Annotated in this window: 20 protein-coding genes; 7 read left to right on the top strand and 13 right to left on the bottom strand. The window is 64.4% G+C overall.

Going from position 1 to position 23,050, the window contains the following annotated elements; translation table 11 throughout:
* Window positions 1–49 precede the first annotated feature (49 nt).
* From B9Z03_RS25095 to B9Z03_RS25075, 5 genes are read left to right on the top strand one after another with little or no spacing between them, the layout of a single operon-like run.
* Window positions 50–2,164 (top strand): ABC transporter permease, encoded by a 2,115-nt coding sequence (locus B9Z03_RS25095; RefSeq protein ID WP_085466731.1) that lies wholly within the window; start codon window positions 50–52, stop codon window positions 2,162–2,164.
* Window positions 2,161–3,261, top strand: a complete 1,101-nt coding sequence (locus B9Z03_RS25090) for an SMP-30/gluconolactonase/LRE family protein (RefSeq protein ID WP_085466730.1) — start codon at window positions 2,161–2,163, stop codon at window positions 3,259–3,261. Before B9Z03_RS25095 ends, B9Z03_RS25090 begins: the two co-directional genes overlap by 4 nt.
* Window positions 3,258–4,754, top strand: coding sequence for a sugar ABC transporter ATP-binding protein (locus B9Z03_RS25085; RefSeq protein ID WP_085466729.1), 1,497 nt, complete (start codon window positions 3,258–3,260; stop codon window positions 4,752–4,754). Before B9Z03_RS25090 ends, B9Z03_RS25085 begins: the two co-directional genes overlap by 4 nt.
* Window positions 4,754–6,640 (top strand): AMP-binding protein, encoded by a 1,887-nt coding sequence (locus B9Z03_RS25080; RefSeq protein WP_085466728.1) that lies wholly within the window; start codon window positions 4,754–4,756, stop codon window positions 6,638–6,640. The genes B9Z03_RS25085 and B9Z03_RS25080 overlap by 1 nt, the downstream gene beginning before the upstream one ends.
* 1 nt (window position 6,641) lies before the next feature.
* Window positions 6,642–7,424: an enoyl-CoA hydratase/isomerase family protein gene (locus B9Z03_RS25075; protein WP_085466727.1), complete on the top strand. Its 783-nt coding sequence runs from the start codon at window positions 6,642–6,644 to the stop codon at window positions 7,422–7,424.
* Between the two features lie 162 nt (window positions 7,425–7,586).
* Here the strand turns inward: B9Z03_RS25075 and B9Z03_RS25070 are convergent, their stop codons facing one another.
* The 5 genes from B9Z03_RS25070 to B9Z03_RS25050 all read right to left on the bottom strand — a co-directional run bounded on the left by B9Z03_RS25070 (window position 7,587) and on the right by B9Z03_RS25050 (window position 12,390).
* A complete protein-coding gene (locus B9Z03_RS25070) occupies window positions 7,587–8,315 on the bottom strand; it encodes a maleate cis-trans isomerase family protein (protein WP_085466726.1) in 729 nt (242 codons plus the stop codon).
* A complete protein-coding gene (locus B9Z03_RS25065; protein WP_139832389.1) occupies window positions 8,312–9,430 on the bottom strand; it encodes an ABC transporter ATP-binding protein in 1,119 nt (372 codons plus the stop codon). The genes B9Z03_RS25070 and B9Z03_RS25065 overlap by 4 nt, the downstream gene beginning before the upstream one ends.
* A 62-nt stretch (window positions 9,431–9,492) precedes the next feature.
* The gene (locus B9Z03_RS25060) at window positions 9,493–10,563 is read right to left on the bottom strand and encodes an extracellular solute-binding protein (RefSeq protein WP_085466725.1); all 1,071 of its coding nucleotides are present in this window, start codon (window positions 10,561–10,563) and stop codon (window positions 9,493–9,495) included.
* Window positions 10,564–10,621: 58 nt separating this feature from the next.
* Entirely contained in the window at window positions 10,622–11,416 is a 795-nt protein-coding gene (locus tag B9Z03_RS25055; RefSeq protein WP_085466724.1) for an ABC transporter permease, read from the bottom strand.
* Window positions 11,413–12,390, bottom strand: a complete 978-nt coding sequence (locus B9Z03_RS25050; protein WP_176247633.1) for an ABC transporter permease — start codon at window positions 12,388–12,390, stop codon at window positions 11,413–11,415. The genes B9Z03_RS25055 and B9Z03_RS25050 overlap by 4 nt, the downstream gene beginning before the upstream one ends.
* Window positions 12,391–12,532: 142 nt before the next feature.
* Between B9Z03_RS25050 and B9Z03_RS25045 the strand changes: the two genes are divergently transcribed.
* Entirely contained in the window at window positions 12,533–13,486 is a 954-nt protein-coding gene (locus B9Z03_RS25045; RefSeq protein WP_176247632.1) for a LysR family transcriptional regulator, read from the top strand.
* Window positions 13,487–13,534: 48 nt separating this feature from the next.
* Here B9Z03_RS25045 and B9Z03_RS25040 read toward each other — a convergent pair whose 3' ends face one another.
* The 6 genes from B9Z03_RS25040 to B9Z03_RS25015 all read right to left on the bottom strand — a co-directional run bounded on the left by B9Z03_RS25040 (window position 13,535) and on the right by B9Z03_RS25015 (window position 20,068).
* Window positions 13,535–14,389, bottom strand: a complete 855-nt coding sequence (locus tag B9Z03_RS25040) for a fumarylacetoacetate hydrolase family protein (protein WP_085466722.1) — start codon at window positions 14,387–14,389, stop codon at window positions 13,535–13,537.
* Between the two features lie 29 nt (window positions 14,390–14,418).
* A complete protein-coding gene (gtdA, locus tag B9Z03_RS25035; protein WP_085466721.1) occupies window positions 14,419–15,459 on the bottom strand; it encodes a gentisate 1,2-dioxygenase in 1,041 nt (346 codons plus the stop codon).
* Between the two features lie 27 nt (window positions 15,460–15,486).
* Window positions 15,487–17,442: a TRAP transporter permease gene (locus tag B9Z03_RS25030; protein ID WP_085466720.1), complete on the bottom strand. Its 1,956-nt coding sequence runs from the start codon at window positions 17,440–17,442 to the stop codon at window positions 15,487–15,489.
* 51 nt (window positions 17,443–17,493) lie between these two features.
* Complete coding sequence (locus tag B9Z03_RS25025) at window positions 17,494–18,462, bottom strand: TAXI family TRAP transporter solute-binding subunit (RefSeq protein WP_085466719.1); 969 nt, start codon at window positions 18,460–18,462, stop codon at window positions 17,494–17,496.
* An 84-nt stretch (window positions 18,463–18,546) separates the two neighbouring features.
* Window positions 18,547–19,200 (bottom strand): NADPH-dependent FMN reductase, encoded by a 654-nt coding sequence (locus B9Z03_RS25020; protein ID WP_085466718.1) that lies wholly within the window; start codon window positions 19,198–19,200, stop codon window positions 18,547–18,549.
* Between the two features lie 13 nt (window positions 19,201–19,213).
* Window positions 19,214–20,068 carry an SDR family NAD(P)-dependent oxidoreductase gene (locus B9Z03_RS25015; RefSeq protein ID WP_085466717.1) on the bottom strand — a complete coding sequence of 285 codons (855 nt, stop codon included), beginning with the start codon at window positions 20,066–20,068 and terminating at the stop codon, window positions 19,214–19,216.
* A 172-nt stretch (window positions 20,069–20,240) separates the two neighbouring features.
* Here B9Z03_RS25015 and B9Z03_RS25010 point away from each other — a divergent pair, with 172 nt between their 5' ends.
* Complete coding sequence (locus B9Z03_RS25010; RefSeq protein ID WP_244561841.1) at window positions 20,241–20,960, top strand: GntR family transcriptional regulator; 720 nt, start codon at window positions 20,241–20,243, stop codon at window positions 20,958–20,960.
* Between the two features lie 20 nt (window positions 20,961–20,980).
* On the opposite strand, the gene B9Z03_RS25005 is transcribed toward B9Z03_RS25010, so the two are convergent.
* Entirely contained in the window at window positions 20,981–22,150 is a 1,170-nt protein-coding gene (locus tag B9Z03_RS25005) for an LLM class flavin-dependent oxidoreductase (RefSeq protein WP_085466715.1), read from the bottom strand.
* Entirely contained in the window at window positions 22,150–22,926 is a 777-nt protein-coding gene (locus B9Z03_RS25000) for an alpha/beta fold hydrolase (protein ID WP_085466714.1), read from the bottom strand. The genes B9Z03_RS25005 and B9Z03_RS25000 overlap by 1 nt, the downstream gene beginning before the upstream one ends.
* Between the last annotated feature and the right edge of the window lie 124 nt (window positions 22,927–23,050).

Here is a 23,050-nt window from a genome sequence, read left to right as displayed (position 1 = left end):
CGCGGGCGGCGATGGCCGCCCGCTTCCCTCCTGAACCAGGCAAACAAACATGGCCGTATCCGACCAGATCGTACGCTGGCGCTATCGCCTCGTGCCCGATCATCTCCTTGGCGAGATCCTCACGAAACGCTGGGTCGACAACGCGATCCCGGTCCTGATCCTGATCGTGGTGGCGGCCGTGTTCGGCTGGCTCATCCCCGACTTTTTCTCGGCGGCCGGCATATCGAGCCTGATGCGGCAATGGGGCGAGTTCACCCTGATCGCGCTCGCGCTGATGATCGTCATGGTGGCGGGCGGCATCGACCTCAGCGTCGGCTCGACCTTCGCGCTCGGCAACATCGTGGCGCTGACGCTGATCACGGTGGCGGGTTGGCCGGTGCCGGCGGTGATCGGGGCGACACTCGCCTGCGGCGCACTCGTCGGTCTCGTCAACGGCGTGCTGGTGGGTTACCTGCGGCTGCGCGCATTTCTCACGACGCTGGTGACGTTGATCATCGTGCGCGCCATCGTCGACATGATGCTGCTCAAATATTCGGTGGCAATCGCGGCCGGCTTCGTCGATTCCGATCTCTGGTACTATTTCGGCGAAGGTGACGTGCTCGGCGTGCCGTTCAGCGTCGCGACGGCACTGGTACTCGCGCTCGTGGCGCACCTGGTGCTGAGCCGCAGCCGGGTCGGCTGGCATGTTCTGGCCGTCGGCGGATCGCGACGCTCCGCCCACAATGTCGGCATCCCCGTGCGGCGCGTGATCTGCCTGACCTATGTCGTGTCGGGCACCTTGGCTGCACTCTCGGGCGTGCTCTTCGCATCGCGGCTTGGCGGCGCAGGCGCGGATACGGGGGTGGGGCTCGAAATCGCCGCGCTGACCGCCGCGGTGCTCGGCGGCAACAGCCTCGGTGGCGGCAGGGGATCGGCGGCGAAGGCGATCATCGGCGCCATCATCGTCATGATCATGGTCAACGGGCTGGTGCGGATCGGCGTGACCCGCGGGGGAAGCTCGCTGCTGCTCGGCATGGTGCTGCTCGCGGCGGTGGCGATCGACGTGCGCTGGCTGAAGAACCGGCACAAGTTCCTGTCCAAGGTCTATGTCTCGCCAACCTATTCGGAATTGCCAGAGGCGCCGGCGACCTCCGGCTCCTCCCCCTATGCGCTGAACGACAGGCTGCGGCCGGTGGAGGCGATCGGGCTCGGCCAGATCGACGGGCCGGAGGACGTCATCCTCGACGAGGACGACCACATTTATGTCGGCAACCGGACGGGCGACATCGTGCGGTTCTTCGCGCCCGACTACACGCGGCAGGAAGTGTTCGTGCATGTGGGCGGCCGCCCGTTGGGCATGGCCTTCGCGAAGGACGGGGCGCTGCTCGTCTGCATCGGAGGCATGGGCCTCTATTCCATCGGCCGTGACCGCTCGATCAGGAAGCTGACGGACGAGACCAATCGCTCCTGGCTCTCGGTGATCGACGATTCCCGGCTGCGGCTCGCCGACGACCTCGACATCGCGCCGGACGGCCGTGTGTTCTTCAGCGAGGCGACGGTCCGCTACGAGATGCACGAATGGCCGGTGGACTGCCTCGAATCGCGCGGCAACGGCCGCATCATCTGCTACGACCCGAACACGGGGACGACGCGCACCGTCATCAAGAACCTCCTGTTCCCGAACGGCATCTGCATGATGCATGACGGGCAGTCGTTCCTGTTCGCCGAGACCTGGGCCTGCCGGGTCAGCCGCTACTGGTTCGACGGGCCGAAGAAGGGCACGGTCGAGGTGGTCATCGGCGATCTGCCCGGCTATCCGGACAACATCAACCGGGCTTCCGACGGCACCTACTGGCTGGCGCTGGTGGGTGTCCGCACGCCCTCGCTCGACCTCGCGCTGAAGATGCCGGGCTTCCGGCGGCGGATGGCGCGGCGCATCGCGCCGGACGAATGGCTCTATCCGAACATCAACACGGGCTGCGTGGTCCGTTTCGACGAGACGGGCCGCATCATCGAGACACTTTGGGACTTCGGCGGCGAGAACCACCCGATGATCACCTCGATGCGCGAGCACAAGGGGCACCTCTACATAGGCGGTATCCTGAACAATCGCGTCGGCCGGCTGAAGCTCGACGGGATGGACCCGACCTGGAGCGGCATCGACTCATATTGGAGGCGGACATGATCGGCTCGCTTTCTCGCGCAATCGACAACCTGTTCGGGCGCGGCGACGCTGCCGTCACCGTCCCACCGCTGGATGGCGCGATGCGGCCCAACCGTGCGCTGGACGAGGCGGACTGGCGTTCGCCGCTGGCGGATGTGGACTGCCTGGCGGTGGTGAACGGCACCCTGGTCGCCTCGGCCGGCAACACCGTGCAGGCGCTGGGGCCGGAGGGGCGCTGGTCACCTCACGGGAAGCATGGCGGTGCCATCGCCTGCATAGCCGCGGTGGGACCGGACGCACTGGCGTTGGCGAAGGAGGATGGCGAGATCGCGACCGAGGGCGGTGCGTTCGACGGGCGGCGCTATCGCCCGGATGCGGCGGTCCGCTGCATCACCGCGATGGCATTCGGCGACGGCGCGCTGTTCGTCGCCAACGGGTCCGCGACCAACACCGTCCGTGACTGGCAGAAGGACCTGCTCGAGCGAAACGCGTCGGGCAGCGTGTGGCGGATCGACCTTGCGACCAGCGAAAGCAGGCGGATCGCGGGCGGGCTCGCATGGCCGGCGGGGCTGGCTCTCGACGGCCGGTCGCTCATCGTTTCGGAGGCCTGGAAACATCGTCTGATGCGCATCAGCACGGAGGGCGGCGGGCACCCTGAACCGATCCAGATCGATCTTCCAGGATATCCCGGCCGGCTGTCGCCCGCGGTCGGCGGCTGGTGGCTGGCGATGTTCGCGCCGCGCAGCCAGCTCGTCGAATTCGTGCTGCGCGAACCGGCCTATCGCAAGCGCATGATGGCTGAAGTACCGCTGGAATACTGGGTGGCGCCGAAACTCAAATCGGGGCGCAGCTACTACGAGCCCCTGCAGGGCGGGGGCGTGAAGCACCTCGGCCTGTTGAAGCCCTGGGCGCCGACCATGTCCTTTGGCATGTGCGTCGGGCTCGATTCGGCGTTCCGCCCGCGCCTGAGCCTGCAGAGCCGTGCGGATGGAAACACCCACGGTGTCACGAGCATCGTCGAGCATGAGGGCATGGTGTTCGCGGCGGCGCAGGGCGACGGCGTCGTGGTGCGCTTCTCGCCCCCTGCCCAACCCGGCGCTGCGGGAGGCGCGGCATGACACCGATCGTCGAGGTCCGGAACGCGACCAAGGAATATCGCGGCGTGCCGGCGGTCAAGGACGTGTCGTTCACGCTGCATCGCGGCGAGGTTCATGCGCTGCTGGGCGAAAACGGGGCCGGCAAGTCGACGCTGACGAAGATGATCGCGGGCGTGGTGGAGCCGACCGCCGGAGAGATATGGATCGACGGAGCGAAGGCGGAACTGAATTCGCCTTCGGAGGCGCTCGGCCGGGGCATCGCGATGGTCTACCAGGAGACGAGCCTCGTGCCGTCGCTGACGGTGGCCCAGAATATCTATCTGACGGATGCGAAACAGTTCCATCGCCTGCGCGGCATCTACATCGCCGGCCAGCAGTTCCTGCAATCGCTCAACTTCCATGTCGATCCAACGGCCATGGTCTCCGCGCTCGGGGCCGGGCAGAAGCAGATGGTCGAGATCGCCCGCGCGGTGCATCACAATGCGCAGGTGATCATCTTCGACGAGCCGACGGCGACGCTGACGCCTGAGGAGAAGCACCAGTTCTTCTCGCTGGTGGAACGGCTCAAGCAGCGCGGCGTGTCGATCATCTTCATCAGCCACGCGCTGGAGGAGGCGCTGGCGATCGCCGACCGGATCACAGTGATGCGCGACGGCGAACACGTCGTCACCGATGCTGCCTCGGCCTTCGACCGCGAGAAGATCGTGCGCGCGATGGTCGGCCGCACGCTCAGCAACGAGCTCTACGGCTCGCAGGCAGGGCGCAGCGTCCGCGTCGCGGGCGACAAGGTGCTGAGCGTCCAGAACCTGTCGATGGGCAGCATGGTGCGCAACACGTCCTTCTCGGTCTTCGCGGGGCAAATCACCGGCGTGTTCGGGCTGATCGGATCCGGCCGCACCGAGACGGCGAAGGTGGTGGCCGGCGTGCTGAAGCGCGACCTTTTCCACGGCGGCCAGGTCAGGCTCGACGGTCGGCCGGTGCGATACCGCGTGCCCCGGCCGGCCGTGCGCGACGGCATCATCTACGTCACCGAGGATCGCAAGGTCGAAGGCTTCTTCGAGACGATGTCGATCGCCGAGAACATCCATCTCGGTGCGATTGCCGGGGGGCGGACCAAGTCCGCGACGGTCTCGATGGCCGAAATGCGCACGATCGCGCAGGAATGGATCACGGCGCTCAACGTCAAAGCGATCAATGCCGACGCCAAGGTGATCGAGCTGTCGGGCGGCAACCAGCAGAAGATCGTCGTAGCGAAGGCGCTGGTGCAGAAGCCGCGGCTGATCATCTTCGACGAGCCGACGCGCGGCGTCGACGTCGGCGCGATCGCCGAGATCCATCAGCTCATCAACCGGCTCGCCGACGACGGCATCGCGGTGGTGGTGATCTCCTCCTACCTGCCGGAGGTTCTGCAGCTTTCGGACCGCATCCTTGTGTGCCGGCAGGGCCGGATCGTCGAGGAGTTCGACGGGCACAAGGCGGACGAGGAGACGATCATGTATGCGGCGGTCCACTGATGCAGCAGCGGCCTCTCAAGACGACGCGGCCAGTTCTCGACGTGCGGACGATCGAGGACATCAAGGCGATCGAGGCGAGGCCCTACGACGAGCTGGTCACGGCGCGGAGCCTTTACGATCTCCTGCTTGCGACGGCGCAAAATGTCGGCCACCGCAAGGCGCTGACAGTGCTCAATACGCCAGACGCGGCCGATGTGGGCGTCACGCTCACGCACCGGGAACTGCTCGGCGAGGTGACGCGGGCGGCCAATCTCTTCCGTGCGCTCGGTCTCGCACCCGGGCGCGGCGTGGCCGCGTTCCTCTCCCCGACATTGCCCGACCTCCCGGCGCTGCTGCTTGGCGCGCAGGTGGCGGGAGTCGCGAGTTCGATCAACTATCTGCTCAGCCGCGAGGCGATCGTCGACCTCCTGAATGCGGAGGAGGCGACCATCCTCATCGTCCCGGCGCGCGATCTCGATGAGACGTGCTGGGCCAAGGCGAAGGGCATGCTGGACGACGTGCCGACGCTGACAGACGTGGTGGTGATCGGGGCAAGCGGAGCGCTCCCGCCGCGCCACTGCGCGGTCGACCAGGCCCTGGCCAGACACCGCGCCGATGGGCTCGACTTCGCGCCGCCGCAAGATCGCGACACGGTCTGCGCGTTGTTCCACACCGGCGGCACGACTGGTCGCCCGAAGCTGGTTCAACTTACCCACGGCAACCAGATTCACGCTGCCTTCGGCTTCGGACAGGTGTTCGGCTACGACGAGAACGACACGGTGTTCAATGGATTTCCGTTCTTCCACGTCGGCGGGACGATGACGGTAGGCCTGTCGGTGCTCGCCGCGGGCGGGCATGTGGTGGTGCCATCGCCCTATGGGATGCGCATGCCGCAGACCGTGGAGCGCTACTGGTCGCTGGTGGAAGCGTTCCGTGCGACCGTCATCGGCGGAGTGCCGACTTCGATCGCGGCGATCACCGACAGCTGGGTCGAGGGCTCCGACGTATCGAGCGTGCGGATGGCGGTGACCGGTGGCGCCGTCCTGCCTGCCGCGGTCGGCGCGCGCTTCGAGGCGACGACCGGCATCCGCCTCTACGAGACGTACGGCATGACGGAGACGTCGGCGGCGATCGCTTTCAATCCGGGGCGGGGGACGCCGGTTCCGGGCAATGTCGGCTTCCGTGCGCCCTATTCGCAGACGCGTGTCGTGCGGATCGGTCGCGAAGACATCCTGTGCGGGCCGGAGGAAAGCGGGCTGGTACAGGTGAAAGGACGACAAGTCTTTCCCGGCTATGTCGATCCCGTCCACAACACCGGCACGCTGGCGGCCGACGGGTGGCTCACGACGGGCGATATCGGATACCTCACCGCAGACGAGAGGCTGGTGCTGACGGGGCGCGAGAAAGACCTGATCGTGCGCAGCGGCCACAACATCGATCCGGCCGCGATCGAGGATGCCGCCAACCGCTTTCCGGGTGTCCAGATCAGCGCCGCGGTTGGAATGCCGGACCAGTATGCTGGCGAAGTGCCGGCTCTGTTCGTCGTGCCGGCGCCGGGCGTGCTGATCGATTCCAAAGCATTGCGGGATTATCTGGAAGCGGCGGTCAACGAGCCTCCGGCGCGTCCGCGAAGCGTGCTGGTGATCGATGCGCTGCCAGTGACGGCCGTGGGCAAGATCTTCAAGCCGGCGCTGCGCGACCTGGCGATCCGGGAGAAGGTCAGGCTGGAGGCGGAGGCGGCGTGCGGGCCGGCAACGGCGGTGACAGTTAAGGTCGGTCTCGACGAGCAGAAGCGGACGGTGGTGGATGTGGCGGTCGCCGGCGCGGACACGGCCGGACTGGCAGCGCTCGAAGCAGCGCTGAAGCCTCTGCCGCAGACTTACTCCATCCGGGCGGCGGAGGGATGACATGGAGGACAGTTCTGTAAACCTTGCTTATGAGGACGGGATCGCCACCCTCACGCTCAACCGCCCAGACAGTCTCAATGCGATGTCGGGCCGGATGATGCGTTCACTCGAGAGGCGGCTTGACGAGATCGAACGGTTGTCGGGGCTGAGGGTGGTGATCATCACCGGCGCGGGCCGGGCCTTTTCGGCAGGCGGCGATCTCAAAGAGTTCGAGGAGGCGCTCAGCGCAAGCGGCACGAAGCTTGTCGACATCCTGCGCTATAATCAGGACATTCTGCAACGGGTCGAGGACATACCGGTTCCGGTGATCGCGGCCGCGAACGGCACGGCTATCGCCGGGGGGCTGGAACTGCTGCTCTGCTGCGACATGATCCTTGCCTGCGAAGGTGCCCTAATCGGCGACGGTCATGTCCGTTACGGGATCGTGCCAGCCGGCGGCGCGACGGTGCGTCTCCGGGAACGGCTGTCGCCGTCCAGGGCTGCCCAATTGTTCTACACCGCATCGACGATCAATGCAGAGATCCTTGCGGCCTGGGGCCTGGTGAACGAAGTGGTGCCAAAGGATCGCCTGATGGATCGCGCCCGGGAGCTTGCCCTGGAGATTTGCCGGAACAGCCCCGAAGCAATCCGCGCAATCAAGAGTCTCGGTCGAACGCAGTCCGGCGATCGGACGCGGCAGGACCGGTTACGGATGGAGCTTGAGAAGTGGTCACATCACGTCTCGCATCCAGACCTCGCGGAGGGATTGCGTTCCTTTGGCGTAAGGAAGGCGCCAGACTTTTGATTCTGCTGTGGCCTCATTCGTCCGCTCCACGTCGCGGCTCGCAAGTGTCTGCGGCGTCAAGTCGAGTGGACGCAACTCGCGTTAAGCGGAGCTCACCGTCAGCGTGACGTCTCCATTGGATCCGCGGTTATTCCATCCTCCGCAAAATAGCTCTCGCGGCTTTCAAGCAGGCCGAGTGTTGTCCAACGTTTCGGCACTTTCGACGTCGACGCCGGCGACCTCAAGCGCAGCCAGGACACCGATCGTCGTGGAATCGAGCACGGGGATGCCGATCCTGCCTTCCATTTCCGCCGCCAGCGCGAAGCCCGGCAGATTGGTGCTCCAGATCAGCACGGCATCCAGAGTACCGTTCGCGGCCAGCTTTTCGGTCAGATAGGCGATCTGATCCTTCGAGACGCGGGACGCCTCGAAATTATCCGAGATTCCGAGATGGTGCGCCGCCGCAACATGGATACCTCTTCGGGCGAGATTACCGACCAGCCTTTGGCCCTCCTTGGGGTTTCCCTGGGCAATGAGCCCGATGCGGGTCAACTTCCTTGACGTCAGCAGGTCGAGCGTGGCCAGCGCGGTCGTGGTGACGGGAATTCCGGTGCGGTGTTCCAAGAGATCGCAAAGCCGTCTGTCCGGCTCGAAACCGAGCAGCGCACCCCGTGTCGCGTTCCAGCAGATCACATCGACACGCGCTTCCGCCAGCATCGCGGCGCAGGTCTCGAAGGAAGCAGTGTCGTAGCCGTCGGCCGGGTGTCCGTCATAGGGAACCCGTGCGAAGCAGGCGTCCATGCGGGGCACGCGTTCGAGGATCCTCCGTGTCGCACGCTCGACGATGCGGTTGGACGAGGGCACGATGAAGCCGATGGCGGGGCTGGCTGCGATCGTCGATTCCCAGTTCATTGTTCGCGCATCACCAGCGTGCGCTCCGGCGACCAGGAGGCAGTCCACGTCTCGCCGGGCTGCGGATTGACGGCGCCGGTCGCTTCGATCGGCAGCGAGGCGGCGAACTCCATCCCCAAGGGCAAACCGATCCACACGGACAGGGTCTGGCCCTTGAACACCGTCCTCAGCACGACGCCGCAAACCGTGTTGGCCGTGCCGGTGTCAGCGGGATTGCCGGGTGCGAGCGTCACGCTTTCGGGCCGGATGGCCATGATCGCCCGGCTGCCCGCCGCCATCGACGGTGCGACGGTGCTTTGGAAGGTGCGGTTGCTTTCGCCTTCGAGCTGCGTGCGATCGCCGCTCTGGCTGACGACGGTCGCCGGGAGAAAATTCGAAGTGCCGATGAAGCCGGCCACGAAAGGCGAGGACGGCCGCTCATAGACCGAGCGCGCCGCCGCCGCCTGTTCGATACGCCCGTCGCGCATCACCGCGATCTGGTCGGCAAGAACCAGGGCCTCCTCCTGGTCGTGGGTGACGAGGATGGTGGTCAGACCGAGGTCGTTGCAGAGCTGGCGCAGCTCTATCTGCATTTCCTCGCGCAGCTTCCTGTCGAGCGCACCGAAGGGCTCGTCGAGCAAAAGCACGCGCGGACGGTAGACGATAGCGCGCGCCATCGCGACGCGCTGCTGCTGGCCCCCGGAAAGGGCCGCGGGCATGCGGTCCTCGAAGCCGGCGAGCCTCACGAGGTGCAGCGCCTCCTTCGCCTTGTCGGCGATCTCCCGCTTTGGAATTCCGCGCATCTGCAAGCCGAAGGCGACATTCTCCAGGACCGTGAGATGAGGGAACAGCGCATAGTTCTGGAACAGCATGCCGAGATTGCGCCTGTGCACCGGCAGGCCGGTAATGGGCTTGCCGTCGATCGTGATGTCGCCGGATGTCGGCTCGACGAGGCCCGCGATCATCCGCAGCGTCGTGGTCTTGCCGCATCCGGACGGGCCGAGCAGAGCGAGAATCTCACCGCCGGAGGCGGTCAGATCGACGTCGCGGACGACGTGATTGTCGCCGTAGCTGCGGCACAGTCCTGTGAGCCGGACCTCGGCGCGGCGGTATTCTGGTGCGGATCGTGCGGACATGGCGCTTTCCCTCTTTGATGCGAAGCTGCCGGCCGGAGGCTGGCAGCCTTTCGGCGGAGCGATCAGACGGCGAAGATGCCGTTCAGCTTTTCGGTCCACCCGGAACGCTTCGCGTTGATGAATTCCCAGTCCGGCGTAAACAGGCCGCGGCTGTCCATCTCCTCGACGGGATAGGCGATGTATTTCAGCGTCTCCTCCGAGAACTCGATGCCGGAGACCGGCGGGGCGGTCAGCGCGTATTCGGAGAACGCCTTCTGTACCGCCGGTTCCAGCATCCGGTTCATGAAGGCGACGGCGAGGTCCTGGTTCGGCCCACCCTTGACAAGCACCTGGCAGTTGTTGCCGGCGAAGCTGCCTTCCTTGGGGAAACTCATCGTCACCGGCGCGCCCTTGGCGGTGTAGGGATAGATGTATTTCGACAGCTCCAGCAGCCCGATGTCGGCCTGCCCCTGTGCGACCTCGTTCGCGGCCTGCGGCCCGTTGTCGAACAGGTTCATGATGTTGGGCTTCAGTTCGGCCACCTTGTCGAAGGCGTCGTCGATCTCGTATTGCGCCTCGGCCAGCGGCTTGCCGCTCTTTACCGCCGAGGCGACGATCAGGAAAAACACCGAGGGCGTGTTCTTGGGGCTGACCAGCTTCAGCTTGCCGGCATATTTCGGATCCCACAGCTCGGCATAGGTTTCCGGCGGGGTCACGTTCGTGTTGTGGAACAGGCTCGCCACCGAGATGGCAAGCGCCGTGCCCCATCCGTCGAAGCCGAAGCGCGGATAGAGCTTTTCCAGCGCCGGCATGTCGGCCTTGGGCAATTCAGCGATCAGCCCTTCCTGCTTGCAGATCGGTATCGCTACGTCATCGATGAACATCACCGAGAATTTCGGGTTGTCCTTCGTCGCGCGCATCTTGCCGACATTGGCAAGGGTGAAGCCCTCCTCGGCGACGACAGTGCAGTCGAAGTCGCTCTGGAAGGCGGGGATGATCTCTTTCTTGACGAACTCGCCCTGCGAGCCGCCCCAGATGCCGATGTTGAGTTCCTTGCCGGCAGCCCAGCCGTTTCGTACGAAGCCCATGGGTGCGGCGAGCGCGGCGGTGCCGAGCGCGAGCTTGCCGAAGGTTCTTCTGTTCATTCGTGTCATTGAACTGCTCCTTTTCCTGGGGACATATTCGGGGAGGATGGACGGGACGCGGCCGGCTTCAGGTGGCGAGCCTCGCCAGGCTGATGCCGAAGACCTTCTCGATGACGAGCACGAGAAGAAGGGCGAAGAAGATCATCAGCGACGCGATCGCCGCGATCGACGGGTCGAAAGAGCGCTCGATCACCGTGAAGAGATAGAGAGGGATCGGGAAATTGTTGCCGTCGGCCAGCCACATCGAGATCGGGTAGTCGTCGAAGGACACAATGAAGGAGAACACCGCGCCGGCAAGGATGCCGGGCCGCACCTGCGGCCAGATGACCCGCGTGGCCACGACATGCGGCGGCGCGCCGAGCACCGCGGCCGCGTCCTCGAGATTGCGGTTGATCAGCACGAAGCTCGCCGAGACCGCGCGAATGACATAAGGCAGGCAGACCACCGTGTGGCCGATGACGAGCTGCATGAAGGTTGCCCGTGACCCCAGCATGGAGAAGAGCTGGAGCAGCGCCACGCCGATGACGATCAGCGGCACGATCAACGGCGATAGGATCAGCCCCAGCACCGCCTCCTGTCCGGGAACGCGGTAGCGCGTCAGTCCCGCAGCGCAGGGCACGCCCAGGACGAGCGCGATGAGCGTGACCACGGCGGCGAGCCTGAGCGAGAACAGGAAACTGCTCCGCGCTTCGGGATTGGCCAACACCTCGCCGTACCAATGCAGCGTAAAACCCTGCGGCGGGAAGACGATAAAGGGCGTGTCGGAGATCGACATCAGGATCGGGACGACCAGCGGCGCGATGACGAGCGCCAGGATGATCGCGACGACGATCTTGATGAAGGGGCCGAGTTCTTCGTTCATCGCGCGCCTGCCGTCCAGCGCGCGAAGCGCCGGTTTGCCAGTCTGAGGAAGACGAGGTTCATCGCCAGGACCATGGCGATGAGCAGGGTCGAGATCGCCGCGCCGAACGGCCAGTCGTTGAGGGTCAGAATCTGCTGCTCGATCAGCGTGCCCAAGAGCGGCGAGAAGTTGCCGCCCAGGATCTGAGGCGTGACATAGGCGGCCGCGCTCAGCGAGAAGACGAGCGACACGCCGACCGCCAGTCCCGGCAGGCTGAGCGGGAATACGATGCGGAGGAAGACCGCCAGGCGCGGTGCGCCGGCGACGCGGGCTGCTTCCTCGACCGTGCGATCGATGCGGCCGATGGCGGTGGCGAGCGGCATCACCATGAACGGCAGGTAGACGTGCACACAGGCGATCAGCACCGCCCATTCGGTATAGAGCAGCATCGGCGGGTTCTCTATGCCGAAGAGCTTCAGCACCCAGGCGAGCGCGCCGGTCTTGTTGAGGATTGCCTGCCATCCGTAGGAGCGCACCACAACGTTGACCAGCAGCGGCGCCAGGATCGTGATCGTCACCAGCCTGGCGAGCGAGGGGCCACCGCGCGCGATCGCGATTGCTAGCGGATAGGCGAGGATCGCGGCGATCAGACTGGTCATCACCGCGATGCGGATCGTGCGCAGCAGGATACGGAAATAGAGATCGGTCGAAAACAGCCGGAGATAGTTCTCCAGCGTGAAACCGTCGACCATCGCGCCGTCGACGTTGCGCGATGAGACGCTGAGAGCCACCATCGAAAGCACCGGCCACAGGAACCAGATCGCAAGGAAGAGCACCGTCGGCGCGACCAGCAGATAGCCGGCCAGGCGACTGCCGGTCAGCCGGTAGAGATGCCTCGCGAAATCGCCGGCGATCTCCCTCCCGTCCGTCGGCCGCGAGCCGGTGACGGAACGGCTGATGCCAGCGACCGGCTTTACGCTGTCCAGACCGTTCATCCGAGTTCCCCTTGTCCGAATCCCAGATGCGATTGCGGACGATGGCCTTTTGACCTTGGAGGGAATGATCCGGGAAAAGTGCATTGCCGTCCAGCGCAGCTTGGGCAACAATGAATTCGAAATTTTAGAATGGAAACCTTGCATGCGCGGCTCGCTCGTTCCCGCCTCGTTGCGCTACGTCGATCAGGTTGCCCGCTCCGGCTCTATCCAGCGGGCGGCGAAGGAGCTCAACGTCGCGGCGTCGGCAATAGACCGGCAGATATTGCTGCTCGAACAGGATCTCGAGGTCGCCCTGTTCGAGCGGGTTCCGCGCGGTATGCGGCTCACCGCGGCCGGGGACGCGCTGGTCACCCTGGCCCGGCGCTGGCGCGCGGATGAGCGGCGCACGGCGACCGAGGTCCGGCAGTTGCAGGGCATCAGCCAGGGCCATGTCCGTGTTGTCGCCATGGACAGCCACGTCAACGGGTTCCTCCCGCAGTTCATCTCGCGGCTGGCGAGCGAACATCCGCGAATCTCGCTGGAAGTGGAGGTCGCAAGCCCGGACGATGCGTTGACGGAGCTTCTTTCCGGAAATGCCGACCTCGTCGCCGCGTTCAACCTGTCACCGCGACGCGATGTGCATATCCTTTGGGGAGCGGACCTGCCCTTCGGCTGCGTGACGGCGCCGGACCACCAGTTGTCGGGCGCAGGGACGATCAGTCTCCAGGAAGCCGTCGCCTATCCCATCGCCCTGCAAAGCAAGGCACTCCCGATCCGCCGCTATCTGGATGCCCGCTACGGTTGGCTCTTCTCCGACACCGGGAAGACGCTGGTCACCAACTCGCTGCAGCTCGTCAAGACGCTCGCCAGAAGCGGCCGCTACATCGCCTTTACGTCGGAACTCGACGCGGCACCCGAACTGGCCGAAGGATCGCTGGTGTTCCTGCCGGTGCGCGACAAGGGAGCGGAGCCTCAGACCGTCAGCGTCGCCATCGACGCTCGCAAACCGCTGTCGCGTATCGGCCGCATTGTTGCGGAGGTTCTCACCGATTGTATCCGGGACTGCCTGGACAAGGCGCGCTCTGCCGGACGCACGGTCGAAAAGAGTGGTGGGTAAACAGCGCCAAGATATTTGCCGGGCTTTGACCGAGGCTGGCAGCCATTCTCAGCCGCCGACCGCAACGGTCATCTCTCCGATCCCGTCGATCCTCGCATGCATGAGGTCGCCTGGCACGACCGGTGCCACGCCTTCCGGCGTGCCGGTCATGAACACGTCACCCGGATAGAGCGTGTAGGCCTTGGATGCGTAGGCGATCAGCTTCTGGACGTTCCAGATCAGAAGATTCGTGTTGGACTTCTGGCGGGTTTCCCCATTGACCTTGATCTCGAAGTCGAGATTGCCCGGATCGCCGATTTCGTCAGCGGTGACCATATGCGGGCCGAACACCGTGAATGTGTCCAGTGACTTGCGGAAGGAGCGATCCTCGGTGCCGCGAATCGTCATGTCCAGGCCGATCATGTAGCCGGCGACGTGAGAGAGTGCGTCCTCCTCGCGGATGCGGAACCCCTTTTTGCCGATGACGAAGGCGAGTTCGATCTCGTGGTCGATGCGCCGGTCCGGCCAGTCGGCGACTACGGCTTCTCCCGCGCCGATCATCGAACTCGGAGCCTTGAGGAAGACGCCGTAGTCGTCGATCGTCTTCACCTGCGTGCCGAAGTTGATCTGGGTGTCGGCGCGGGATTCGTCGAGGTGCAGCTTGTAGTTGACCGGCGCGGCGACGATCTTGCCCGGGTTGGCGACCGGCGAGAGCAGCTTTACCGCCGAAACCGGTCTGCCGGGCACCGTCTTCGCCAGCGCTTCCATGCGCGGCAGAAGTCGATCTGCATTGTTGAAGAAATGATCCCCGCGCGGAAACGGCCATTTCAGCGGCGGCAGGTCGTCGAGGACCGGGGTGACATCGTGGACAAGCCCGTCGACGACGACGCCCAGACGATTGTCGTCATAGCGGCAGATACGCATGTTGAACTTTCCTCGGTGATCTGGCTGATTCAGGAGCGCTGTTCGCGCCACAAACCGAGCTTCTCCTGCGCCACGCGGTCGGAGAAGCAGAAGATGAAGCTGTCCTGCTGAGCCTTGAAGCTGCGCCAGGTCCAGCCCGGGGCGACAGCAATATCTTTCTCGGCCATGTCGAAGGTCTTGTCGCCGATGCGGGTCACAACCGCGCCCTCGCCGAGGGCCATGACGATGCCGTCGGTCGAGCGGATCGGCTTCGTTTCGAAGCCCTTGGGCACGAAAGTCATCCACGCGGCCATCGTGGGCATGGCCCACCCGCCATCGATGGGGTTGGAGTAGCGCAGCGTCACCGCCTCGTGCGAATCCGGACCGTCGCCGTTGGCGGCTGCCACCAGAGCTGCGCGCGTCCGCTCGTAGGGATAGTTGAAGATCGGTGTCGTCATGCCGTAGCGGCTGGTCGCGTTGAGCGGCAGCATGTTGGAGCCGAACCGCGCCAGTGCGTCTCCCTCCGGCCGCACGATGGACTGACGCTCGTCGTTGTAGTGTTCGTTGAATCCGGCCTCGAAGAACGCGACAAGCGGCAGGTCGAGACCGTCCAGCCAGGCGCAGGGCTCGGTGCCCTCGTTGCCATGATCGTGGAAGGCCCAGGACGGCGTGATGATGAAGTCGCCCCGCTTCATCGTCGTCCGTTCGCCGCCGACGGCCGTGAAGGCGCCTTCGCCCTCCAGCATGAACCGTAGCGCAGACGGCGTGTGGCGGTGGGCGGGCGCCGTCTCGCCCGGCATGATGAGCTGGATGCCGGCGTACATGGTCGAGGTCGCGCGCGACATGCCGGGAAGAGCGGGGTTTTCGAGCACCAGAACGCGCCGCTCGGCCTCCTGCGCCGTCAGCAGCTTGCCCGACTCCATCACGAGCGGCCGCACATCCGAGTAGCGCCAGCGGTGCGGCGCGGCCTTCGACTTAGGCTCGTCGGGCAGCAGCCCCTTCAGCTTTTCCCACAGGGGCGCGAGGTTCTGCGGCTCGAGCCGATCGTAGAAGGCCTTGCGCTGCTCGGGGCTCGATGAGGGGACGCTCATGTCTTGTCCTTTCACGTTCCGGAATTGCTACTCGGCGGCGATTTCGCGCGGGCGCTGCGTGGTCTTGCGGCCGATATAGTCGACGACGAGAGCGGCGGCGCAGATCACGAACCCGGCCACGTTGAGGTAGGCCGCCCATGACGCCATCTCGAGCGGGATCATCAGCATGCCGCCACCGACGACGAAAGCGATGCGCATCGGGACCGACAGCCGCGCGAACGCATATCCAATCATGCCGGCGGAGACGAACGACACCCCGACGACCGCGGTCGAAATGGACACCGCCGTCTCGGTCCACGAGCTGCTCTGCAGCAGCAGGCTGGGCGAGAAGACGAACAGGAAGGGCACGATGTAGGCCGTCCAGGAAAAGCGCATTGCCGCCCAGCCGGTCTTGAACGGATCAGCCTTTGCCAGGTTTGCCGCGAAGAACGCGGCGATGGCCACCGGCGGTGTCACGAAGGACATCATTCCGAGGTAGATGATGAACATATGTGCGGCCAAGGGCGGGATGCCCGTCTCCACCAGTGCCGGCACGATCAGGACCGCGAGAAGCACGTAAACGCCGAGCGTCGGCATGCCCATGCCAAGCACGATGCAGAGCACGGCTGCGATGACCAGCAGGAGGTAGACGTTCCCCGCTCCGAGATCGACAAGATAGAGCGTCAGCGCGAAGCTCAGCCCGGTGAGCTGAAGGATGCCCATTATGAACCCGGCCGCGGCCGAGATCATGATGATGTCGGCGGAGGACACGCCGGTGCGCACGACGCAGTTCCACACCTCCCGGGGCGTCAGGCGATGCGTCCCGTAACCGAAGGCGAAGCCGATCACCATGACGGCCACGCAAGCGAAGATGGCGGCGTTTTCCGGCTCGCGATTCTGCCAGAACAAGGCGTAGATCAGCACCACGAACGGCAGCAGGAACAGCCACCCCTTCATGAGCACGCCGACGATGCGAGGAATTTCGCTGGCGGGAACGCGCAGGATGTTACCCTTCGCGGCCTCCAGGTCCGCCTGGATGAAAAGGGCGAAGTAGTAGAGGACGGACGGCACGAGGGCGGCCACCGCCACCTCCGCGTAGCTGATCTGCAGGAAGTCGGCCATGAGGAATGCCACCGCTCCCATGACCGGCGGCATGAGTTGGCCGCCGTTCGAAGCGCTTGCCTCGATCGCGGCCGCATGTTCCGGCTTGAAGCCCGACTTCTTCATCATCGGGATGGTGACGACGCCGGTCGCCAGGATATTCGACACGACGATGCCGTTGATCGAGCCGAACAGCGACGACGCCAGGATCGATATCTTGGCAGCACCGCCACGATAGCGGCCCATGATGACGAGCGACACATCGTTGAAGAAGCTGGCCCCGCCTGACGAGGACAGAAGCTGGCCGAAGAAGACGAACGGAATGACCACCGTCACGCCTATGAGGAGGACGAGGCCGAACAGACCGCTCGTATCGAGCGCGAGATAGACGACCATGCTGGTGGCCTCCACCTCGCGGGTCTGCAATGCCCCACCGACTCGGTGACCGATGAGCGCATAGAAGAAGAAGCACATGACGGTGATGACGAGAGGCCATCCCGACGCACGGCGCAGCGCCTCCATCACGAGGACGAAGAGCAACCAGGAAACAATGAGGACGTCGGGAGGCGAGTTGAAGAACTCGCCGAGCATGCGCGGATAGTTCCACGCCATGTAGGTGCCGATTCCGAGGGATATGGCGGCGAGACACCAATCGTACCATGGCGCCGACGTCCTGATGCCCACCTCGGCGCGAAGCGGCCTGATCAGGAAAACGATCGACATGGCCAGGCCGAGGATCAGGGCGAGGAATTGCTCGGCGAGGAAATTCATGCCGACCTGGCGGTACAGGTCCGCCCCCCAGGCTATGCCCGCGAGGGCGATGATGGATCCAAGCACGGCGGTGGCGTAGCTCACGGGACCGTGCGACGGCGCCGTCAGTTCCACTTCTGTGTTTGCGCTCATTTGGCCGTGTCCCGGATCCATCTTGGGGGCTCGATCAGGCGAGAGTGGCGATCACTCGCCCTTCCAGATCCCGATTTCCTTGTAGTAGCGGATTGCGCCGGGGTGATATTTCACGTCGGGCTGGGGAACCGAGATGTTGTCCGGGTTCATGGCGTTGAAGGAAGGATGGGCTGCCACAAGGGCGTCCTTGTTCTCGTGAAGCGCCTTCACGACCTTGTAGACCGTCTCCTCGTCCACGTCGGAGCTTGCAGCGACGGTCATGGCGTACTGCATCAGGTTGGTCTCGCCGATGACGCCGTTGAGATGCGGAAGCGGCGCCTGGGGCGCCACGGTGTATTCCGGACGAACCGAGGCCATCGCGGCCTTCGCCTGGTCGGAGCCGTCGAGGTTGAGGAAGCGGATCTTCACCGCGGCGTCTATCTCGGCCATCTTCGGAGCGCCGACGGCGAAAACCGTCGCGTCCAGACGTCCCGCCTTGAAGTCGTCGGCGGCGCGCAGGAGATTGGCGGTCGGCACGCCGTCCACGTCGTTCAGAGACAGCCCCGCTGTGGCGAGGATCGCATTCGAGAGCGCGATGCCCTGCGGGAAACCCTGCCAGCCGGTCGGGAAGCGCTTGCCCTTCAGGTCGGCGACGGTCTTGATCTCGGAGTCGTCGCGCACGAGAACTCCAACCTTGAACGGGAAAACCGTGGCCGCCAGCTCGAGCTTGTCGAGCGGCTTGCCTGCGTGTTCGTCCTTGCCGCGCACGGCGATACCGACCTCGTCGTTGGACATGAACGTGAAAGCCGCCTCGCCGGCCTGGACGGCGCCCATGCTCGCGGCCGGAGAGTTGAAGGTGATGACACGCATCTGGATGCCGGCCTTCTCCTGCACGACCTTCGCGATCGCCTGGGTCTGGACGTTGTTGATCGAGCCGGGTGGCAGGGTTGAGATGCTGACCGTCTGGGCTTGGACGGCTGTCGTCCAGAGGGAGGCGAGCGTGACGACGCCCGCCAGAGCGGCTTTCGAGAACAGTTTCATGGCTTTCCTCCTTTGGCCCGGCTTCTCCGGGCTAGTTTCGCCGGTGTCAGTTCTCCTCCCGACGCCGGTAATTCGTGCGTTCCGTCAGCCGCTGGCGGCTGTAATCCTGGGAAGCTGCAGCGTCTCTTCTGCCATCGCATGTTGAATGGCGGCAAAGCGGACGACCTGCGTGGCCACTGTCTCCAGTTGAAACTCGACCTCGCGGTTCGCCGGCATGCCGTTTTCGAACGGCTTGTTCTGGGAATTCAGCGCTGCGGCGAACGGAGTCGGCCAGCCGCGAAGCGCATGGACGATCGAGCGGACACCCACAAGCGTGGTACCGAGCGCCTGGGCTCCGAACGCGGTGACGATCACACCCACGCCGCGGCCGTCGAGATAGGGCCTACCGTCGGCACGCATGTCCTCGACATAGTCGAGTGCGTTCTTGATCACGCCAGACAGCGCGCCGTGGTAGCTCGGAGTCGAGATGATCACGCCGTCGGCGCGCCGGAGCGACTGTACAAGCCGCCGCCCCGACGGGCTGCGATGATCGTCCGACGGGTCATACATCGGAAGGTCGAGCAGAGGCCCGGCGATCAGTTCAGTCGAAGCGCCGCGCCGCTCGGCTGCGGCGAGAGCGTAGCGCAGCGCCGTCTCAGACGACGAGCCGATCCGCGTCGTCCCGCCGATGCCGACGATATGGGGCCGGGAGCCGGCGAACCCGCGAGACGTGCTGAGGACTTTGGTTTGATCTGACATGTCCGCCGCCCCGCTATTCCGCCGCCTCGGCCATCGACTCGGCCAATCGCGTACGCGCCGCGTCGAAGCCGGCGCGGATTCGTTCATGACGCGCTTCGAGCCAATGCTGGGTTTCGGGGTGGGTGAAGATGTAGAACTCGTCCCCCTCGATGGCGGCCGCGACCCGTTCACCGATATCCTCGGGCTTTGCGCTGTTCTTGATGAGGTCGCCCATGAAATGGTTCTCGGGTCGCACATATGCGCCGCCGAGGCGATCGGGACGGCTTCTTTCCGACAGGTGTATGCCTGTGTCGACGGCGGCCGGTGCAAGGACGGAGACACCGACGTTGGTGCCGGCGAGTTCGTTCTGCATCCCTTCGCTGAGGGCGACCACCGCATACTTCGTCATCGAGTAAGCGCCGGTCAGGAAGTTCGGATTGACCTGGAAGCCGCCGATCGATGCCGTGTTGACGACATGCGCCGGCTTGCCGGATGCCAGCATGCGCGGGACGACCACGTTCATGCCATGGATCACGCCGTAGACATTGACGCCGATCACCCAGTCCCAGTCGGCCTGGGAGATTTCGTGAAGGGGAACACCGTGCATGGCGATCCCGGCATTGTTGCACAGGATCGAGATCGGCCCGAAATTCGCCTCCACCATGTCGGTAGCCTCTTCGACCGATCCGCGGACGGAGACATCCGCCTGGACCGCCACGGCCCTCCCGCCCGCTGCCTCGACGAGTGCAACGGTGGCCTCGGCATCTGCCTGCCGAATGTCGCAGACGCCGACATCTACGCCGCGACGCGCGAGGGCGAGCGCGATGCCGCGCCCAATCCCTGATCCGGCCCCTGTCACCAATGCGGCCATTCCCGGCTCAATTTTCATCTCGCTCCCCTCCCGGGTCTCCTCGGCCGCGTTCAGATGATTGAACTATCGTATACAAAAATATCGTGAGATCAACAGATTATGCGACAATATGCGCAATTGATGGGCTTTTCGTATACCAAACTGGTTGTCTTGCAGGTGCCCGCCCCCTATGCGATTGCTCTGAACCCGATTGGTAGGCACGGCCAGACTGATGGATAGCAAGACCCGCGGAAATTCTTCTCCGAGAGACCTCCCCGATGCGAACGGCGCGGTGGAGAGCGCGTATCGCTATATTCGCGCGGCGATTGTTTCGGGCGACCTTCGTTCGGGAGAAACCCTGCAGGAAGCAAAGCTTGCCGAACGCATCGGCGTCAGCCGCACCCCTGTGCGAGAAGCGCTGAGCCGCCTTGGAAACGAAGGCCTCGTGGTGCTCGAACGCTATCGACGCGGCCAGGTGGCCAGTTTCTCGATGTCCGACGTGGCGGAGGTATTCCGTCTGCGCGCCAAGCTGGAAGGCCATGGCGCCCGCCGCGCCGCGCTGAGGATCACCGCCGCGCAGATCGCTCATTTGGAAGCGGTCGAAGCCGAGATGGAACTCGTCTTCGCCGATCTCGGGTGGCACAAGCATCTCGCCCGCTTCGACGACCTGAACAACGAGTTTCACGCGACGATCGCGCGCGCAGCCGACAGCCCGCGGCTCGAGAAGATTCTGGCCTCGTCGCTTGAGCTTCCCGCATCGATTTTCAACCACTACAGCGAACCTGTCGAGGAGCGAACAAAGCGGACGCATCGGCAGCACAACGAGATCATCGCCGCCCTGAAGACGCGCAACCCTGACTGGGCGGAAGCGGCGATGAGCGGCCATCTGTTCTCGATCCTCAACGACCCGAAGCCTGACCCGGAGAGCTGACACCGTCAGCTCCGCAGGCGTCACTCCGCCGCTTCCGTGACCTTGGCGGCCGTGCTTGCGCGCAGGTAAGGCATGACCTCTGTGGCATAGAGCTCCATGCTCTTGCGCGTCAGTTCGGCCGGCAGGGTTCCGAACTGAAGCAGCGACAGGAGGTGGCCGAAGCCGATCTGACCCTGATAGTCGGCGAGCTTCTGGCGGACGGTCTCGGGGCTGCCGCAGATGAACATGCCCTTCTCCATCACGGAGTCGATCGTCTGTTGACCACCGATGGCCGACTTCGCCTGCATCACGCCAAGCATGGACTTGAGCGAGAGATAGCCGGGCGGCAGAAGCATCTCCTTCGGCATGCGAAGGAACTTGTTCAGGAAGTTCTCGATGTGAGGCTTTGCCTCGCGACGGGCGATCTCGTCGGTTTCGCCGACATAGACGGGCACTGACCAGCCAAGCTGATCCTCGGTCGCCTCATAGCCGTGCGCCCGCGCCATCTCCTTGTACATCTGCATGTACTTGGCCAGCATCGAGACCGGCGTGAATGTCTGGAGATAGGTATAGCGGCGGTCGGGATGGGAGGCCCACTCGATGGTCTCGCTCGACCCCTGCGAAGGGATCCAGATCGGCGGGCGCGGTGTCTGATAGGGGCGCGGCCACAGGTTGACGTATTCGAACTGGTAGTGCTTGCCTTCGAAGGCGAAGGGTCCGGTTTCAGTCCACGCACGCAGGATCAGGTCGTGCGCCTCGTGGAAACGATCATGAGAATCCGCCGGATTGGAACTCCAGGCATGGTATTCGGCACCGATGCCGCGTACGAAGCCGGCAATGAAGCGGCCCTCGGTGATGTTGTCCACCATCGCGAACTCCTCCGCGACTGTGACCGGATTGTTGAGAAGCGGCAGCGCGCGGCCGAGGATCGCGATCTTCACCTTCTTGGTGCGCCGCGCGAGCGCGCCGGCCATCACACCGGGCTGAGGCATCAGCCCGTAGGCGTTCTGATGATGCTCGTTGACGCAGACGCCGTCGAAGCCGAGCTGGTCGGCATATTCGAGTTCGTCGAGATAGCGGTTGTAGAGCTTCGCGCCCTTCTTCGGGTCGTAATAGCTGTTCGGAAGCGTGATCCAGGCGGAATTGTAGGTCTTATCGTAGTCGAGATCGAGATCCGCGTACGGCATCAGATGCATCATGTAGAATTTCATCACGCGGCTCCCTGGATGAAGGTGACGACCCTGGACGTGAATTCCTGCGCCTTCTCGACATGCGGCAGGTGTCCGCACTGGGGGATGATCTCGAGTTCGGAGTTCGGGATCAGGTCACGATAGGCCGGTCCGTATCCGGCCGGGATGAGTTTGTCGTCGTCGCCCCAGACGATCAGCGTCGGCACGTCGACCCGGTGCAGCCACTTGCGCAGATGCGGATTGTAGAAGCGCGGCTGCCAGCCGAGCTTCGCCGTCATCAGCCGGTTCTTCAGCACGACCATCAGTTCCGCGTCGTTGGCCGGCTGGGGCATCGCGCTGGCGATTTCCTGATTGTGGAACAGGTTCTGGGACAGCTCTTCCGGCGACCACATGAACATGTCGCCCTTCCTGAGGCCCTTCACATGGATGCCCGCGGGGGCCACCAGCGTCAGCGTCTTGATCTTCTCGCAGGAACGGGTGGCGAGTTCGGCGGCGATCCATCCGCCAATCGACGTGCCGACCAAGTGCACGCCGTCAAGCCCGAGATGATCGATCACGTCGAGATAGAAATAGGCGAGGTCGCCCACCGTATCGAGCCATTCCGGGGTCTCCGAGCCGCCGAACCCGGGATGCTCGGGGACGATGACGTCGTAGCGTTCGGACAGCATTTCCATGAACGGCAGCCAGCGGGCGGCGCCAGACGCACCGTGAAGGAAGAGCAGCGGCTCGCCCTTTCCCTTGCGCATCACGCGGATGCCGCACCCCGCCACCGTTTCGATTGATTCCGTATGCGCCATCGCGCCGACCTCCCTGTCATCACGCTCGCCGCTTGGATCGGCTGTTGGGTCGATCTACACCGGAAAAATACAATTCAGTCAACAACCTCATACCAGACCAAAGCCATTACCACATTCAATATGC

Origin of the sequence: Mesorhizobium australicum (assembly GCF_900177325.1) — a bacterium.
Taxonomy (GTDB): Bacteria; Pseudomonadota; Alphaproteobacteria; order Rhizobiales; family Rhizobiaceae; genus Mesorhizobium_A; species Mesorhizobium_A australicum_A.
The sequence above is the reverse complement of the archived record's forward strand: the minus strand, read 5'-3'. Positions and strand labels throughout refer to the sequence as shown.